Origin of the sequence: Niallia sp. RD1 (assembly GCF_024219955.1) — a bacterium.
Classification (GTDB): domain Bacteria; phylum Bacillota; class Bacilli; order Bacillales; family Cytobacillaceae; genus Niallia; species Niallia alba.
In genome coordinates this window covers 1,082,551-1,098,040 of record NZ_CP100420.1, presented here as the reverse complement: position 1 = coordinate 1,098,040, position 15,490 = coordinate 1,082,551, and the positions used below count along the sequence as shown (strand labels likewise).

Annotated in this window: 12 protein-coding genes and 1 pseudogene; 11 read left to right on the top strand and 2 right to left on the bottom strand. The window is 36.5% G+C overall.

Annotation, left to right across the window (positions count from 1 at the left end):
• Positions 1-178 precede the first annotated feature (178 nt).
• Positions 179-2,392, top strand: coding sequence for a helix-turn-helix transcriptional regulator (locus NKG37_RS05120; protein WP_224428054.1), 2,214 nt, complete (start codon positions 179-181; stop codon positions 2,390-2,392).
• Between the two features lie 105 nt (positions 2,393-2,497).
• Here NKG37_RS05120 and NKG37_RS05115 read toward each other — a convergent pair whose 3' ends face one another.
• The gene (locus NKG37_RS05115; protein ID WP_016205228.1) at positions 2,498-3,385 is read right to left on the bottom strand and encodes a carbohydrate ABC transporter permease; all 888 of its coding nucleotides are present in this window, start codon (positions 3,383-3,385) and stop codon (positions 2,498-2,500) included.
• Between the two features lie 440 nt (positions 3,386-3,825).
• Between NKG37_RS05115 and NKG37_RS05110 the strand changes: the two genes are divergently transcribed.
• The 10 genes and pseudogenes from NKG37_RS05110 to NKG37_RS05065 form a co-directional block, all read left to right on the top strand.
• On the top strand, positions 3,826-4,755 hold the full coding sequence (locus tag NKG37_RS05110) for an ABC transporter permease (RefSeq protein ID WP_212117944.1): 930 nt from the start codon (positions 3,826-3,828) through the stop codon (positions 4,753-4,755).
• A 24-nt stretch (positions 4,756-4,779) separates the two neighbouring features.
• On the top strand, positions 4,780-5,427 hold the full coding sequence (locus NKG37_RS05105; RefSeq protein WP_016205226.1) for a YesL family protein: 648 nt from the start codon (positions 4,780-4,782) through the stop codon (positions 5,425-5,427).
• 155 nt (positions 5,428-5,582) lie between these two features.
• Positions 5,583-7,079, top strand: coding sequence for an extracellular solute-binding protein (locus NKG37_RS05100; protein WP_254415917.1), 1,497 nt, complete (start codon positions 5,583-5,585; stop codon positions 7,077-7,079).
• Between the two features lie 488 nt (positions 7,080-7,567).
• Entirely contained in the window at positions 7,568-8,689 is a 1,122-nt protein-coding gene (locus NKG37_RS05095) for a glycoside hydrolase family 88/105 protein (protein ID WP_254415916.1), read from the top strand.
• A gap of 12 nt (positions 8,690-8,701) precedes the next feature.
• Positions 8,702-10,033, top strand: a complete 1,332-nt coding sequence (locus NKG37_RS05090) for a glycoside hydrolase family 28 protein (protein WP_224428053.1) — start codon at positions 8,702-8,704, stop codon at positions 10,031-10,033.
• A gap of 1 nt (position 10,034) precedes the next feature.
• Positions 10,035-10,931, top strand: coding sequence for an alpha/beta hydrolase family protein (locus tag NKG37_RS05085; protein ID WP_101729956.1), 897 nt, complete (start codon positions 10,035-10,037; stop codon positions 10,929-10,931).
• Positions 10,901-11,854, top strand: a complete 954-nt coding sequence (locus NKG37_RS05080; RefSeq protein ID WP_254415915.1) for a pectinesterase family protein — start codon at positions 10,901-10,903, stop codon at positions 11,852-11,854. The genes NKG37_RS05085 and NKG37_RS05080 overlap by 31 nt, the downstream gene beginning before the upstream one ends.
• Positions 11,851-12,294 carry a DUF4064 domain-containing protein gene (locus NKG37_RS05075; RefSeq protein WP_016205220.1) on the top strand — a complete coding sequence of 148 codons (444 nt, stop codon included), beginning with the start codon at positions 11,851-11,853 and terminating at the stop codon, positions 12,292-12,294. The genes NKG37_RS05080 and NKG37_RS05075 overlap by 4 nt, the downstream gene beginning before the upstream one ends.
• Positions 12,284-13,843 carry a glycoside hydrolase family 43 protein gene (locus tag NKG37_RS05070; RefSeq protein WP_212117946.1) on the top strand — a complete coding sequence of 520 codons (1,560 nt, stop codon included), beginning with the start codon at positions 12,284-12,286 and terminating at the stop codon, positions 13,841-13,843. The genes NKG37_RS05075 and NKG37_RS05070 overlap by 11 nt, the downstream gene beginning before the upstream one ends.
• A gap of 65 nt (positions 13,844-13,908) precedes the next feature.
• Positions 13,909-14,052: pseudogene (locus NKG37_RS05065) on the top strand (alpha/beta hydrolase); the annotation flags it as partial.
• A 524-nt stretch (positions 14,053-14,576) separates the two neighbouring features.
• Here NKG37_RS05065 and NKG37_RS05060 read toward each other — a convergent pair.
• Positions 14,577-15,449 (bottom strand): glycine betaine ABC transporter substrate-binding protein, encoded by an 873-nt coding sequence (locus NKG37_RS05060; RefSeq protein WP_016205217.1) that lies wholly within the window; start codon positions 15,447-15,449, stop codon positions 14,577-14,579.
• Positions 15,450-15,490 lie beyond the last annotated feature (41 nt).

The following is a 15,490-nucleotide window of genomic DNA, read 5'->3' as shown; positions in this document are numbered from 1 at the left end:
AAAAGATAAGAAGTATATGCTATTATATGTATATTGTAATCCAAAAACTAGGAAATAATCTTTTTCCAGATATAAGAAAATGATTATTTTTTAGTAAATAAAGTTAAACTATCGAATGATTTGATAACGCTTTCAATAATAGTGTGATAAAATTAGTTCAGTCAAGGAGTGTGAGAGCTTGAAGAAATTAAGGTTGTTTTACAAATTGTTTTTTCCCTTTTTCTTATTAGGGATTAGTATTGTAGTAGGCTTTAGTGTATTTATCTATAACTCTACCTATCACTCCGTCGAAGAGGAATTTCTGAAAGATAAGCAAAACTACACAAAACAAATCCTTAACAATGTAGAGCAAAAGGTCCGAACGATTGAATATGGATATACAGCATATAGTTCTACTGCAACTTTCGAGACAATTTTTAAGCAGCCTTTGTCGGGAAAAGACTTTGATACATACCGGGATATAAAAAAGGAAATCAATTATATAGAAATGATGGGCATAGAAGGAAGTAAGCATAATCTCATTAGCATTGATCAAAATTGGGGAATTATTGAGGGTTCTCTGAAAGAATTATCTGAAGAGGAAATTGCAGAATATAAGCAAAAATATATTAATGAAGCAACCCAAAGCTTATTTTGGCGACCAACTAGTACCGGTATTGAGATGATTATGACCTTGCCCATTTATCAAAGGGATAAATTTGCCTTAGGAATATCCAATATTCCAAGAAGCAGCATTGATGAGATTGTTGATAATGAAAAAGATAATTTAGTAGAAATTTATAATAGCAAAAATGAATTATTATATTCAAGTAGGAAAAAAGCAAGGCTATTGTCTCTCGAAAATTATGAAGCAATCATGAACGAGGGAGAAGACATCAAAATGGTAGACGCAGACGGCGAAAAGTATGTGTATGCCCAATCAGACTATAATCGCTGGATTTATGTAGTGCAAATTAATCCGACGGAAATATCCAATATGATTAATAATACAAGGATTGGTCTATTAATCGTCTCGACCCTGTTGATCATTTTGGTCGGTATCATTTCTTATATGCTTGCTAACTCATTTTCTCGGCCAATCCGTAAAATTCAGGAGAAACTAGCTATACATGATGTGAGTGGCCAGAAAAGTGAACTTTCTCTTGTCGCTGATTCTGTTGATAAAATTATCGGACAGAATGAAACATTAGTGGCTAGCTTAACTATGCAAAAACCGCAGCTCGAGACTTTGTTTGTCTTAAGCTTATTTAGAAATAGAATTACAGCAAATGAAGCAAAGCATCGATTAAAGCAATTTGGTTATTTTTTTAACGAAACGAATCATTTTTACACAGGGTTAATTCAAATCGACAATATGGATAGTCAAAAAATTGTGGAGAAAGATTTATACTTATTGGCTTTAAATAATATTGTGGAGGAAATAGTCCCTGACAAGGAAAGATTAATCCCCATTGTATTAAACGATGAGATGCAAGCGACCATATTTATAACCGATGAAAATGATTATGAGTCTAGTCGAAGAATTATGAAGTATTATGAGGAGATTCAAACTGCCGCAAAGGAGTATCTGGATATCACTATCAGCGTAGGGATAAGTCCTGTTTATAAAACACTAATCAGCAGCAAAAAAGCAGTCGATTTAGCAAAAGAAGCGCTACACTATCGTGTAAATGTAGGGCCAGAGTCGATTATTTTTTATGATGATATTGCTCCTCTTTTGAATGATGCTTCCATTTCTAAATATCCTGTAGAATTGCAAAATGAGCTAGTAAATACGATTCGCTCAGGTAATGAGGAGGAAGTGAAGGAGACAGTAGACACGTTAATTGACGAAATCTTCCGGATGAATAAAAATCCAGTCAGCTTAGAAGTAACGCTTATTCGATTAATTAATGAGATTATTCAATTGGGTCAGCTGTTAGGTGCGGAAGCGAAAATTTTTGACAGTATAAAGCCGCTTTATTATGAGGCGATAAATGCCTATTATCCTGATCGAATAAAGCAAATGCTAATTGAACACCTTATTACGCCAATCATTATAAGCACACAGGATAAAACAGATAAGGAATTTCGCTCTTTATCCGATAAAATTGTTCAAATCATTCAGACAGAGTATGACCAAGAAATTTCTCTAGATATTATTGCCGACCGTCTTCATTATAATCCTAATTACTTAAGCAGTGTTTTCAAGAAAGAATATGGAGAAAACTTTGTTGACTATCTAATGGGTTTTCGGCTACAAAAGGCAAAGTCATTATTACAAGAAACAAATATACCAATCAAAGAGATTGCCGAAAAATTACAGTATCGAAATTCCCAAAACTTTATTCGTTTTTTCAAGAAAAAAGTAGGAATGACTCCAGGTGACTATCGAAAACAATATAATCATTAACAAAAAAAGCGTGTAAGATAGAAGACATCCTATACTTGCACGCTTTTTCATATTGTGGGTTAACACCGATAATTTTTATGTTAATAGGGAAGGAATAACTAACTTTTATCCTTTCACAGAACCAACCAATGCTCCTTTTACGAAATACTTTTGAACAAATGGGTAAGCAATAAGCATAGGAACTGTAGCAATAACAATTACAGCCATCTTAATCGTTTGTGCAGGAGGAATTACATCAACAGATGAGCCTTCTGCTTGCATGCCACTCGAAACAATAACAATTTGACGCAATAAAACTTGAATAGGCCATTTTGTAGAATCATTAATATAAAGGATAGCAGTCATATAAGTATTCCAGTAAGTAACAGCGTAAAATAAAGAAATTGTTGCAATAGATGGTAATGCTAATGGCAACATTATTTTCCAAAAAACACCTAAATCCGTACAACCATCCATTTTAGCCGATTCTTCTAAACTATCAGGTAGTGCTTGGAAAAAGTTTCTCATAATAATTAAGTTAAATGCGTTGATAGCTACAGGCAAAATTAATGACCAATAAGAATCGATTAATCCAAAGGCCTTCACTACTAAGAATGTCGGAATCATCCCTCCGCTAAATAACATAGAGAAAACAACAAGAAAGTTAAGAAAGCCCCTGCCATGAAGATATTTACGAGACAAGCCATAAGCCATGAGAGACGTCAGAATCATACTCACTAGTGTACCAATTCCGGTGACGCCAATCGAAACAGCTAAAGATTTAAAGAGTGTCGGAGTAGATAGGATATAACGGTATGCATCTAATGAAAAAGTTTCAGGAATCAAGATAAATCGTTTAGCCACTACTTCTTGTGTAGAAGCGAAGGAACTAGCTATAACATTTACAAAAGGTAAAAAACAAATGAAGGCGATAATAAGTAGAATTGTTCCATTAATAATGGAAAAGGCCCGTCCTCCTTTTGTTATTTTCTTATTCTTATACGTTTTTTCCATATAGATCCTCCTTCATATTTTGTCTAGCTAGTTGTTCCACAACAACTAATAATGTTTTAATTGCTGCGTATTTAGAAGTAAAGCTAACCACAAGCTTTTAAAGAAATAACCTATCCTCTTTCTATAAAGCTACTTTATCAGGAGAAGCTAATTCCGTATATAATCAGTATTTAAGAAAAAGAAAACGCTTACCAAATGAGTGGTTTATCATATTAGAGAACCAGATAATCATGTGGGCAAAGTAGTAATCATTACATTGGATTGAGTGCAGGAGACCAGTGATATAACAATTGTTGTAAGCGTTATCGAATAATGATTATATACGTAATTCTACTTTTTCAATATGCTAAGGTAAGAATCAAGCATCACATTATAAAGTGAGGGGGTACAAAATGGAAAGTGTCATTAAGCCTAATGATCAAACATTATCAGAGTTAAAAATGAAGCAGCAAAAAAAAGTCAGAAGACAAAAAACTTGGGCTAATGTGAAAAAGAATAAACTTCTTTATTTAATGATTTTCCCTGGCTTTCTCTATTTTATTATTTTTAAGTATTTACCAATGGGCGGGTTGATCATTGCTTTTCAAGATTATCAACCGTTCTTAGGAATTATGGGCAGCCCATGGGTAGGGATGAAGCATTTTATTCGCTTATTTACAGAACCGACCTTTTTCATGCTTCTAAGTAATACACTTATCTTATTTGCTTTAAATATTTTCATTTTTTTCCCCATGCCGATCATCTTAGCGCTTATGTTAAATGAAGTCAAAAACAAATATTTTAAATCTAGTATCCAAACGTTAATTTATATCCCCCATTTTATGTCCTGGGTAATTATTGTTTCCATTACATATGTATTTTTAAATGTCGATGGTGGATTAATTAATGAAATGTTGGCGGCAGTGGGCTTTAATAAAGTTAGCTTCCTAACATCACCTGATTGGACGAGAACAGTTTATATTGCACAAGTGATATGGAAAGAACTAGGGTGGTCTACGATCATTTATATTGCTGCTATTACCGCTGTAGATACGCAACTATATGAAGCGGCAGAGATGGATGGAGCAGGAAGACTGCGAAAAACATGGCATGTAACATTACCGGCAATACGACCAGTAATTATTACATTATTAATCTTAAAAATAGGCAGCACGTTAGATTTAGGATTTGAACACATGTACCTATTACTGAATTCATTAAATAGAAGTGTTGCGGAGATTTTTGATACGTATATTTATACGGCTGGTTTGAAGAACGGACAATTGAGCTTTAGTACAGCTGTTGGTTTATTTAAGGGCTTAGTAGGCTTGGTTTTAGTGATGCTTGCGAATAAGCTTGCCAAAAAGTTTGGTGAGGATGGTGTTTATTAAGGTTAGTTGAAAGCGGGGAGTTCGATGTTAAAATCGGTGGAAAAAATAAACCACATTTTTACAACGATATTAAATCTGGTGTATGTGAATTTCCTCTGGTGGCTCTTTACTTTATTAGGGGTGGGACTCTTTGGTGCCGGACCAGCAACCTATGCACTAGTTAGTATCCTGAGACAATGGATGAGAGGAAATACGAATATCCCTATTTTTTCTTCCTATTGGAAGTATTATAAAGAGTCTTTCAAGGAATCAATGATTACAAGCTGGATTTATGTACTGATTGGTTATGTATTGGTGATCGATTTACTTTATGTTACTAACTGGTATCTAAAAGTTTGCCTGATTATCATATGCTTTCTTTTTTTCCTTTCAGCTATTTTTATCTATCCACTAATGGCTCATTATAACTGGAAAGGAATATTCTTTCGAATAAAAATGTCTTTTATCTTTGGATTTTCCTGTTTACAATACACACTATTATTGTTTGTGGTAATTGGTGCAACTTATTGGACAGCAATAACGTTTTTTCCTGGGATTCTCACTTTCTTCGGTATTAGTTTTCTATTCTATGTGATTACTTGGACAGCAAATCAAGTGTTTACGAGAATAGAATTACAAAATACAGAAGAAGTAGAAGATAAAACTATTTATCCCACTCTTAACGGACAGTAAGACTCTGGACGTAAACTTATGAGGATTCGAGAAAGATAGGCGGGAGATCAGCTGTCCGTAAAGGTCCGAATGGTTCAACTAACCATCCGTGAGGGATAACGGAAAACCCCCGCTGATAGAAATTTCACTTTATCAAATTACAAAGGAGAGTACAAATGAAAAAACTATTAAAGTTAGCTAGTGTTAGTTTTGCGAGTGTGCTGTTTTTGGCAGGGTGTAGTGGTGGAAAAGAGCAATCATCTGGCACGTATGATGAAAATAGTAAGGCTGAAATTACTTGGCTGAATATTTTACATACAGCTTCCCCGCCAACTGATACGGTCTTAGATAAAATGGAAGAGAAAACAAATACAGAAATTAAATTTTCTTGGATACCAGATGCTTCAAAAGAAGAGCGGATTAATACGGCATTAGCCTCGGATTCATTAGCAGATATTGTTACATTAACAATTCTTGAAAACTCATCTGTCCGCAATGCGCTAAAGTCAGGGATGTTTTGGAATGTAGAAGACTATTTAGATGAATTCCCTAATCTAAAAGAAATCTCGGAGGATGTGCGTGTTTCTGCTTCTATTGAAGGGAAGCTTTATGGCATTCCATTTCAGAAAGATTTAGCTCGTAATGGTGTTGTTTTGCGTAAAGATTGGCTTGATAATTTAGGACTTGATGTTCCTAAGACAGTTGATGAATTAATGAAAATTTCGAAAGCGTTTACAGAAAATGACCCAGACGGTAATGGCAAAAACGATACGACTGGGTTTGTTGATCGTAACGATTTAATATATGGAGCATTTAAAACATTAAGTTCTTATTATGGCACTCCTAATATATGGGGAATGGATGAAAATGGAGACTTTATTCCAGAGTTTGAATCAGATGGATATGTCAAAACCATGGATTATATGAAGGAGCTTTATAAAAATGGTTGGATAAATAAGGACTTCGCTGTTACAGCAAAAACGGACCAACAACAAAGCTTTGCACAAGGAAAAGCAGGGATTTATATTGGAGCACTTTTCGACGCTAAAAACCTGCAAACAATGGCTACGGGTATCCAAGATAATATGGAATTAGCATTAGTGAATGATATGGTTTCTGATTCCCAACCTGAGCGTGCGATTTGGGCAGCGAATAACGGAATTGGTGGATTATTGGCATTCCCTCGTTCAGAAGTAAAGGATGAAGCGGAATTAAAGAGAATTCTCAAATTTGTAAATGATCTATTAGATTCAGAAGTATACACGTTAATGACATACGGAATGGAAGATGTTCATTATAAGTTAACAGATGATGGTGCATATGAAATTATCAATCAGGACTTATGGACACAAGAAGTGCAGCCATTCGCGGCATCTAGACCAAAAGAATCATGCTATGGATTAAAGGATCCCAATCCTATTAAAGCATTAGCAGATGAGATGATTGCAGACAATGCTAATTATGCAGTGTTAAATCCTGCTTATTCTTTAGAATCTCCAACAAATACGTCACAAGGTTCTGAATTACAAAAGATCATTACAGATGCTACTTATCAGTATATATTAGGCGAAATTGATTTAGATGGATTTAAAAAGGCAGTAAAAACTTGGAGCGATTCTGGCGGAAATACAATTAAAGAGGAGTATAAAGCAGCATACGAACAAACGAAATAAGCCAAAAATAATTAGAGCATACTTTGACAAAAAAAAGGTGAGAGGAAAGCAGATTTCGGCTAGACGCTCACCTTGAAAAAATTTAGGTTGTTGTTGCTTATAATCAATATTTCAAACAAGACTGGAATGGAGCGTAAGACACTTAACTCTAGCGGGGAAGTAGTGGAAAGACCCTTCGCAGCTTGAGCTGAGGCCACTGAAAAAGTCTTTTTTTCGTGCGAAATGAAGAGCAAGCATATTGGAAAGTGAAAATAAGGTTGGTTTGGAGAGGCGTCCGCTCGACTCCTATGGGAGCTGCGAGAAAGTCCGAGACCCCGCAGGAATGTAGCGACGAGCCTCGGAAAACAAATCCATCATCTTATGTTTAAAAAGTGGCTATTGCCCATCATCATTAACTAGCCAGTTTTTCAGTGCCCTCGCTTGAGCTGGGGTTCTTACTACCCGTTAAGAGTGGGGAAAAAATCTAAATAAGATGGGAGAATATAAGAATGACAGAAATAAGTTGGTCAGAGAGAACAGCTCTTTCCATTATGGAAAGACTTCCACATTTATATGAGGATAGAGGTTATAACGGAAAATGGTCTTATGATTATGGAGTCGTTCTAAAAGGGTTTGAAAACCTCTGGATACGAACCGGTAATGAGAAATATTTGCAGTATATAAAAGAAAATATTGATTATTTTGTTCAACCAGATGGATCGATAAAAGAGTATGAAGTATCGGAATTTAATATTGACCATATTAACAATGGAAAACTACTGTTTCAATTATATAAAGAAACAGGCGAGGAAAAGTATCGAAAAGCAGCTGATTTATTGAAATCACAATTAGAGCAACATCCAAGAACTTCAGAAGGTGTCTTTTGGCATAAGCAAATCTATCCGTATCAAATTTGGCTAGATGGTTTATATATGGGAGCACCATTTTACGCACAATATCAAATGGAATATGCAGATGGAGAGGGGCTTGACGATATTCTGCATCAATTCAAAACTAGTTATCAACACTTATTAGATGAAAGGACAGGACTTCTTTATCATGCATGGGACGAGAAGAAAGTACAGCCTTGGGCTAATAAAGAAACAGGATTATCGGAGAATTTTTGGGGAAGAGCAATGGGCTGGTATGTGCTGGCATTAGTAGATACATTAGAAATTATTCCAGAGGATACGCCAGAACGTTCCTTTCTAGAGAAGATTCTTAAGAAAACATTAGAAACAATACTAAACTATCAAGATAAGGAAAAGGGAGTCTGGTATCAAGTAGTAGATAAGCAGGGCGAAAAAGGCAACTACTTAGAAGCATCTGCAAGCAGTATGTACGTTTGTGCAATAGCAAAGGGGATTCGCTTAGGAGTTCTTGATAAACAAGAATGGATTGGTCCATTAAAGAAGGGCTATCAAGGTCTTTTAGATGAATTTGTTCTTCTGACAAAAGAGGGTTGGGTAAACTTGAATAAAAATTGTCAGGTAGCAGGACTTGGTGGAGCTGACAAACGAGACGGGACCTATGCCTATTACATTAGCGAGCCGATTGTTTGTAATGATCAAAAAGGCTTGGGTGCATTTTTGCAAGCATTAGGGGAAGTGGAGGAAGTAATTAACGAATAAGGAGATTATAAAATGAGCGACTATATCATCACTGAATTCGGTGCAAAGAATGATGGGGATTTATGTACAGAATCTATTCAAGAGGCGATAGATAAGGCATATAAAAATGGTGGAGGCAGAATTGTCATTCCGCCAGATGAGTTTCTGACCGGGGCACTTTTATTAAAGGATAATATTGAAATCCATTTAGCAGCAGGAGCAATATTGAAATTCTCTGATCGGCAAGAGGACTATTTCGTTGTTACATCCAGATGGGAAGGTGTAGCTAGAGAGGTCTATGCTTCGTGTTTATATGCGGAAAATAGTTGTAATATTGCTATAACTGGCTTTGGAACAATCAATGGAAATGGTGAACGATGGTGGCATATTTTTCGCAATGAGCGGGAAAAGCTGCTTTATCCGAGACCAAAATTAATAAGTTTAGATGGATGTGAAAACATTTCGATTAAAGATGTGAGCTTAATAAATTCTCCGAGTTGGACGATTAACCCCATTTGCAGTAATAACATTACTATCGATAATTTAACCATCAATAATCCGAAAGATTCACCAAATACAGATGGCATCGATCCAGAATCCTGTTCCAATGTAAGAATCAGCAATTGTCATATTGATGTAGGCGATGATTGTATTGCGATTAAGGCAGGAACAGAGGATACGGCAGAGCGTGTAGCTTGTGAAAATATAACGATAACGAATTGTACGATGGTTCATGGCCATGGGGGAGTAGTACTTGGCAGTGAAATGAGTGGGGATATACGAAATGTAACGATAAGCAATTGTATCTTTCAAGATACAGATCGTGGCATTCGATTGAAGTCAAGACGAGGGCGTGGAGGTGTAGTCGAAGACATCCGTGTAGACAATATTGTAATGGAAGGTGTTATCTGTCCATTCATTTTAAACCTATATTATTTCTGTGGTCCTAAAGGGAAGGACAAATATGTATGGGATAAACATCCATACCCAGTAACAGTCGATACACCAATGTTTAGACGCATTCATTTTGCAAACATTACAGCAAGGAATGTTCATGCCTCTGCTGGGTTCATTTATGGCTTAGCAGAGCAATATGTATCAGAACTTACTTTTAACCAGATAGATATTTCGCTGGCGGAAAATGCGATTCCTGGGAAACCGGCGATGATGGCAGGGATCGAGGATATGAGTAACCGAGGCTTTTATGTTGGCTTTGCAAAGGATATTTTATTTAATCGGGTAACGATCGAAAATCATGAAGGTCCGGCCTTTTATCTCGAATATAGTGATGATATCGAATTAACCAACTGTAAGTCCAAAAATACAAAGAAGGAAGAAGCGCTTTTGAAGGAAGTGAAGGCGTAAAGTGAAGGAGAGACGAGAAAAGCTCATTGAGTTATTAGGAGATTATCCAAAGGCAAAGAATAGGACGGTCCAACTAATAAGAAAAGAAACAAAAAATAACTATATTTTAGAGAGTCTCTTGCTGCAATTAAATGAAGAGGAATCCGTTCCAGCTTATTTTGCCAAACCTTTAAAACAGGACGATCCGCTTCCTATTGTTATTTTTAATCATTCACATGGAGGGAATTTTGATCAGGGAAAAGAAGAGCTGCTAGTAAGTAGCAGCTACTTACAATCCCCTCCTTTTGTCGAGGCAATAACGAATTTGGGATATGCTGTTGGCTCCATTGATATGTGGGGATTTAATGAAAGAAAAGGCAAAGCAGAAAGTGAATTAGTCAAAGAAATGTTATTAGAGGGTCGGACACTATGGGGCATGCGGATTTTTGATAATATTGCTTTCCTGGATTATCTTGTGGAGCGAACAGATGTCGATAAGAACCGAGTTGCGGCAATTGGAATGTCAATGGGTGGCCTCATGAGCTGGTGGTTGGCTGCACTAGACAATCGGATAAGAGTAACAGTTGATATTGCTGCACAAGTGCATATAGAAACACTAAAGCAAAAGCGGGGCTTGGATCATCATGGATTTTATTACTACGTGCCAGGTTTTTTAAAAAGCTTCTCTACTTTATCCGTGCAAGCGTTAATTGCCCCAAGGCCACGGTTGAGTCTTGTTGGTAAAGACGATCGCATGTGTCCGATTGAAGGGGCCATGCTATTGGATGAGGAATTAGTAAAAATGTATAGAAAATATAATGCGGAGGATCATTGGAACAGCCGGATTGTAACAGGTGGTCATCAAGAGACAAAGGAAATGAGAAAACAATGGGAAACTTTCTTACAGAAGCATTTGTGAAGAATCAATTTCAATTTGTCATTGGAAAAAATAATAGTTGTGATTTTAAGTGTATACAAGATGGGATTGCTCATTGTTCCAATATAGAAAGTCCAGTTACATTCATCATTTTAAGTGGAGATTACGATGAAAATATCAGTCTCTATCAATCAAATAGAAAACTAATCGGTATAGGAAATGTTCGGATTATTGGAAACAAGTATGCACGTCAATTGGATGAGAGTGGCTGTGAGATAGGTACCTTTCAAACAGCGACCCTTTTTATCAATGCAGAAAATATTTGGTTAGAGAATATGGAAATAGTTAATAATGCTGGACCTGGGGAAACAGTGGGGCAGGCAGTGGCTCTCTATAATGAAGGCAATAAAGTGAAATTCAAAAATTGTTCGTTTAAAGGGTTTCAGGATACTATTTGTCTCGGACCATTGCCAGATCTTCAAAAAGATGGGACTCCTTTCTCTAAACCAGAAATAAGAAATGAATATCGAGACAATCTAATAACTTTTATTCATTGTTATATCGAGGGAACCGTTGATTATATATTTGGCGGAGGAGAAGCACAGTTTGAAGAATGTGAATTGAGATCTCTTAAGCGTCCAAAAAACCATCCAGGATATGTAACAGCAGCGAGTACAGCCAGCGGGAAAAAGGGTTTTTTATTTTCTCACTGCTATTTAACCGCAGAGGCTGGTATAGTAAATGTCTATTTAGGTCGGCCATGGAGACCTTATGCGAATGTAACTTTTTTTCAATGTAGAATAGGTGCTCATATTCACTCAGATAGATGGAATGATTGGGGAAAGAATGAGAATCGAGAAACAGTAACCTACCGGGAAATAGAAAATTGTTATGCTCAAAATGGTCCAATCAAAAAGTTAGATTGGGTTTATATGGAGACTAGTAGAAAGGGACGGGAGAAATGAAGCGAAAATGGGAAGCAATAATTGGAATGGTAGGGATTGTATTTTGTGTCATATTTCTAGGGGGATTTTCGCTAACGATGACCTCTATGGATGAAGAAACATATAAAGAAACAGTCTTTCCCATTCTTCAGGATGGCGTTTCTTTAGGTGCTGTACAAGATAGCCTAGAGGCAATGAAGGTCTTATCTATCTGGTTTGGCATCACCTTATTACTCGTACTAATTTTCGTTGCGACTGCGACTGCCTTCATTTGGAGAAATTGTTATCCGAAATGGGCAGCAGTACTATACCTAGTTGCTGGGCTTTCAACCTTAATTGGTACCCAATTTATTGCTTTTCCAATCGCATTTCTCTTTTTTCTAGCAGGAGCTTTATGTTTGTTTCGAAAAGGAGCTAGTTTGAACAAGAAAGGAGATGCCTATGTTTCGAATTCCTATTAAAAATCCCATCTTACGTGGGTTTAATCCAGATCCCAATATCTTAAGGGTAGATGAAACATATTATATTGCTGTTTCATCTTTTGAATGGTTACCAGGTGTGCGTATCTATCAATCGAATGATTTAATCCAATGGGAGCATCAAACAGATGTGATTACAAATCAAGTAGATTTAAGAGGAAATCCACAGAACGGTAGTATTTGGGCTCCACAAATTAGCTATTCAGACGGGCTCTTCTACCTTATTTACACCGATGTAAAAAGTACGAAAAGGCCATTTAAGGATTGCCATAACTATTTGATTACCGCACCAAATATAAATGGACCTTGGTCCAGTCCTGTCTATTTGAACAGCAGTGGTTTTGACCCTTCCTTATTTCATGATAAAGATGGGCGCAAATGGCTGTTAAACGAAATATGGGATTACCGAATGACAACAGGAAATAAATCAGCAGGTATTGTTATGCAAGAATTTGACACAAAGAATCAAACATTAATTGGTCCAGTTTATAAAATATTTGATGGCACAGAATTAGCTAAAACGGAAGCTCCTCATTTGTATTATTATAAAGATTATTACTATTTAATAACCGCAGAAGGAGGGACTGGAAAGGGACACTCTGTTACTGTTTGTCGATCAAAAGCAATAACAGGTCCTTATGAATTAGATCCTGAATACCCTATGCTTACTGCAAGCGATAAACCCGAATCATTACTCCAATGCTCAGGACATGGAAGCATTGTGCAGACACCGTTTGGGAATTGGTATATGGTTTATTTATGCACAAGGCCATTGCAAAAAAAAGCTGCCATATTAGGAAGAGAAACGGCGATAGAAGAGGTTTATTGGACAGAGGATGGCTGGCTTCGTCTTGCCTCAGGGGAAAAAGGTCCCAGTCTTTTGACTGAAATTGTTACGAGTGAACAGGTAGTCTTCAAAAAGGCTACTGATTTCGAAGATGATTTTACAGGACCTTTAAAAAAAGAATGGAATACTTTACGCATTTTAGCGGATGATTCTTGGTGTGATTTAACAAGTAGAAACGGTTATTTGCGCATGGTTTCAGGCGATTCCGTTCAGTCTTTGTTTGAGCATCATATTCTAGCCATTCGTCAAAAGGACTTTCACTTTCAGGTAGAAACAAAAGTGGAATTCCATCCTACAACTTTTAATCAAATGGCTGGACTTATGCTTTATTTAAACGATAGCAACTATCTATATGTTTACGTAACATATGAGGAAGAGAAGGGGCGTGTTCTTCGGTTCATGCGTTGTGAAAGTGGACTGTTTCAACTAGACCCAACGATAATACCTATTACTAGGAAAGAAATACAACTAAAGGTCATTGGAAATGGAGCTACAGGAAACTTTTGCTTCCGATCAGATGAAGAAGAACCTTGGCAAGAAATAGTCAGCGCTCAAGACCTCCTATTTTTAGCAGGCGGATTTACTGGAAACTTCATTGGAATAGCTGTCCACGATATGGACAAAAAAGCAGCCACCCACGCCGATTTCGCATACTTCCATTATGAGGGGCTAGATAGTTATTGATTTGCCTAATTCGTATAAGGCATCCAATTCGGACTTTAGACAAACTTCTTAAATAAGAGGTGGGTTTCAATTCAAATCAAATTGACCAATTAAGTAACTCGAATTTAAAGATTGATGTTATCCCAAATACAAATCATTCCTTAAATAGAGGAGAATTTGAAGTAACAAATTCCATTTTTATTTTATCCAAAATAATGGAAGTACTTTAAGAAACCATCACTTTAAACTGCAGTTATCAATAGCTTAATATAAATACGAGGATGGGACATAACTAAATAGATACTCTGTAAAGACGAACAATTTCTAATATAGCTAGTAAATAGCGGCTGCTTTCGCATACTTTTTACAAGAGGAAATATAATTAGTTGGAAAAACAGAGCAGCCGGAATACACGAAGACTCCTATGGGATTAGCGAGACAGTCTGAGACCCTGCAGGCCACAGGCCGAAGCGGCTCAGCGCGAGCCCCATGGAAAGCGAAGTGTATTCCGGCTGCGGGGAATCGCACCAAACTTCATGGAAACATCCTTTGAAAAACAAATAAAAGCCCGAACAATTATACGGAACATTCATTAGCATCTTCGTATAATTGTTCGGAATTATCCTTGGCTGGAATACTTATGTCCCAGCCTCTTAATATAAATACAAAAGAGGTGCTAATTTGCACCTCTTTTAAATAGTGAATTTTGTACTTTAAAACTAAACTTGTTATTTTTAAGTAACTCGTTTTTTCTTTATTTCCCTAACATCGCATTAACTAAATCTTGATTATTATCAATCCATTCCTGCGCAACTTCTTCCTCATCTGCCCCATTGTCAATCTTCACAATCATTTCTTCAATATCTTCAACAGGCATGCTCCAATTACTTAAAAATTCGTGTACTTCAGGTGCTTCTTCTTTCAAACTATTATTTGCAACGACATGAACTTCAGATGTTTTAAAGAAACCTTTTGGATCTTCTAATACCTTTAAATCATAATCAACAAACATTGGATGTGGACGCCATCCGAGGAAAAGAACGGGATCACCGCTTTTCATAAGCTTAGACGCTTGCGCTAACATACCACCTTCACTAGAAGCAACATATTCTAAGTCTAACCCATATTCTTCAATCATTTCTTTTGAAGTAATAGTCATTCCTGCCCCTTCTTCAATACCATATACTTTTCCACCGAAAAGATCCTCTTTTCCTTTCAGATCTTCAATGCTATCAATGCCTTCCACATTAGACGGAATAACCCATCCAAGCTCCCCTTCTGTATAGCTGACTGCTACATCTTCAATTTGACTTTTGTATCGATTCATATAATTTGCATGCATATCAGGTAACCAAGAATCCATAAATACATCTAAATCACCTCGAGAAAGGCCAGTATAAACGCCACCAGCATCTGCATTTTTCTCTTCCACTGTATAGCCCATATCTTCTAATAAAAGTTTAGCTACTTTTGTTGGAGGAACTGTACTAGTCCAAGGAGTCACTCCAAATGTGATCGTTTCGCTATTGTTCGTCCCATTTCCACCAGTATTTTGCGTTTGAGAAGAACATCCAACTAAAAGGGTAAATAGTAATAACAGTAAAAAGCTAAATTTCCATTTTTTCATAAAATTTATACTTCCTTTCTTTTGTAAAATAGTATCGTTTT

Bases quoted from the DNA above. Each gene is read 5' to 3' on its own strand.
- NKG37_RS05115 (WP_016205228.1), bottom strand. From the start codon at position 3,385: ATGGAAAAAACGTATAAGAATAAGAAAATAACAAAAGGAGGACGGGCC.
- NKG37_RS05110 (WP_212117944.1), top strand. From the start codon at position 3,826: ATGAAGCAGCAAAAAAAAGTCAGAAGACAAAAAACTTGGGCTAATGTG.
- NKG37_RS05105 (WP_016205226.1), top strand. From the start codon at position 4,780: ATGTTAAAATCGGTGGAAAAAATAAACCACATTTTTACAACGATATTA.
- NKG37_RS05100 (WP_254415917.1), top strand. From the start codon at position 5,583: ATGAAAAAACTATTAAAGTTAGCTAGTGTTAGTTTTGCGAGTGTGCTG.
- NKG37_RS05095 (WP_254415916.1), top strand. From the start codon at position 7,568: ATGACAGAAATAAGTTGGTCAGAGAGAACAGCTCTTTCCATTATGGAA.
- NKG37_RS05090 (WP_224428053.1), top strand. From the start codon at position 8,702: ATGAGCGACTATATCATCACTGAATTCGGTGCAAAGAATGATGGGGAT.
- NKG37_RS05080 (WP_254415915.1), top strand. From the start codon at position 10,901: ATGGGAAACTTTCTTACAGAAGCATTTGTGAAGAATCAATTTCAATTT.
- NKG37_RS05075 (WP_016205220.1), top strand. From the start codon at position 11,851: ATGAAGCGAAAATGGGAAGCAATAATTGGAATGGTAGGGATTGTATTT.
- NKG37_RS05060 (WP_016205217.1), bottom strand. From the start codon at position 15,449: ATGAAAAAATGGAAATTTAGCTTTTTACTGTTATTACTATTTACCCTT.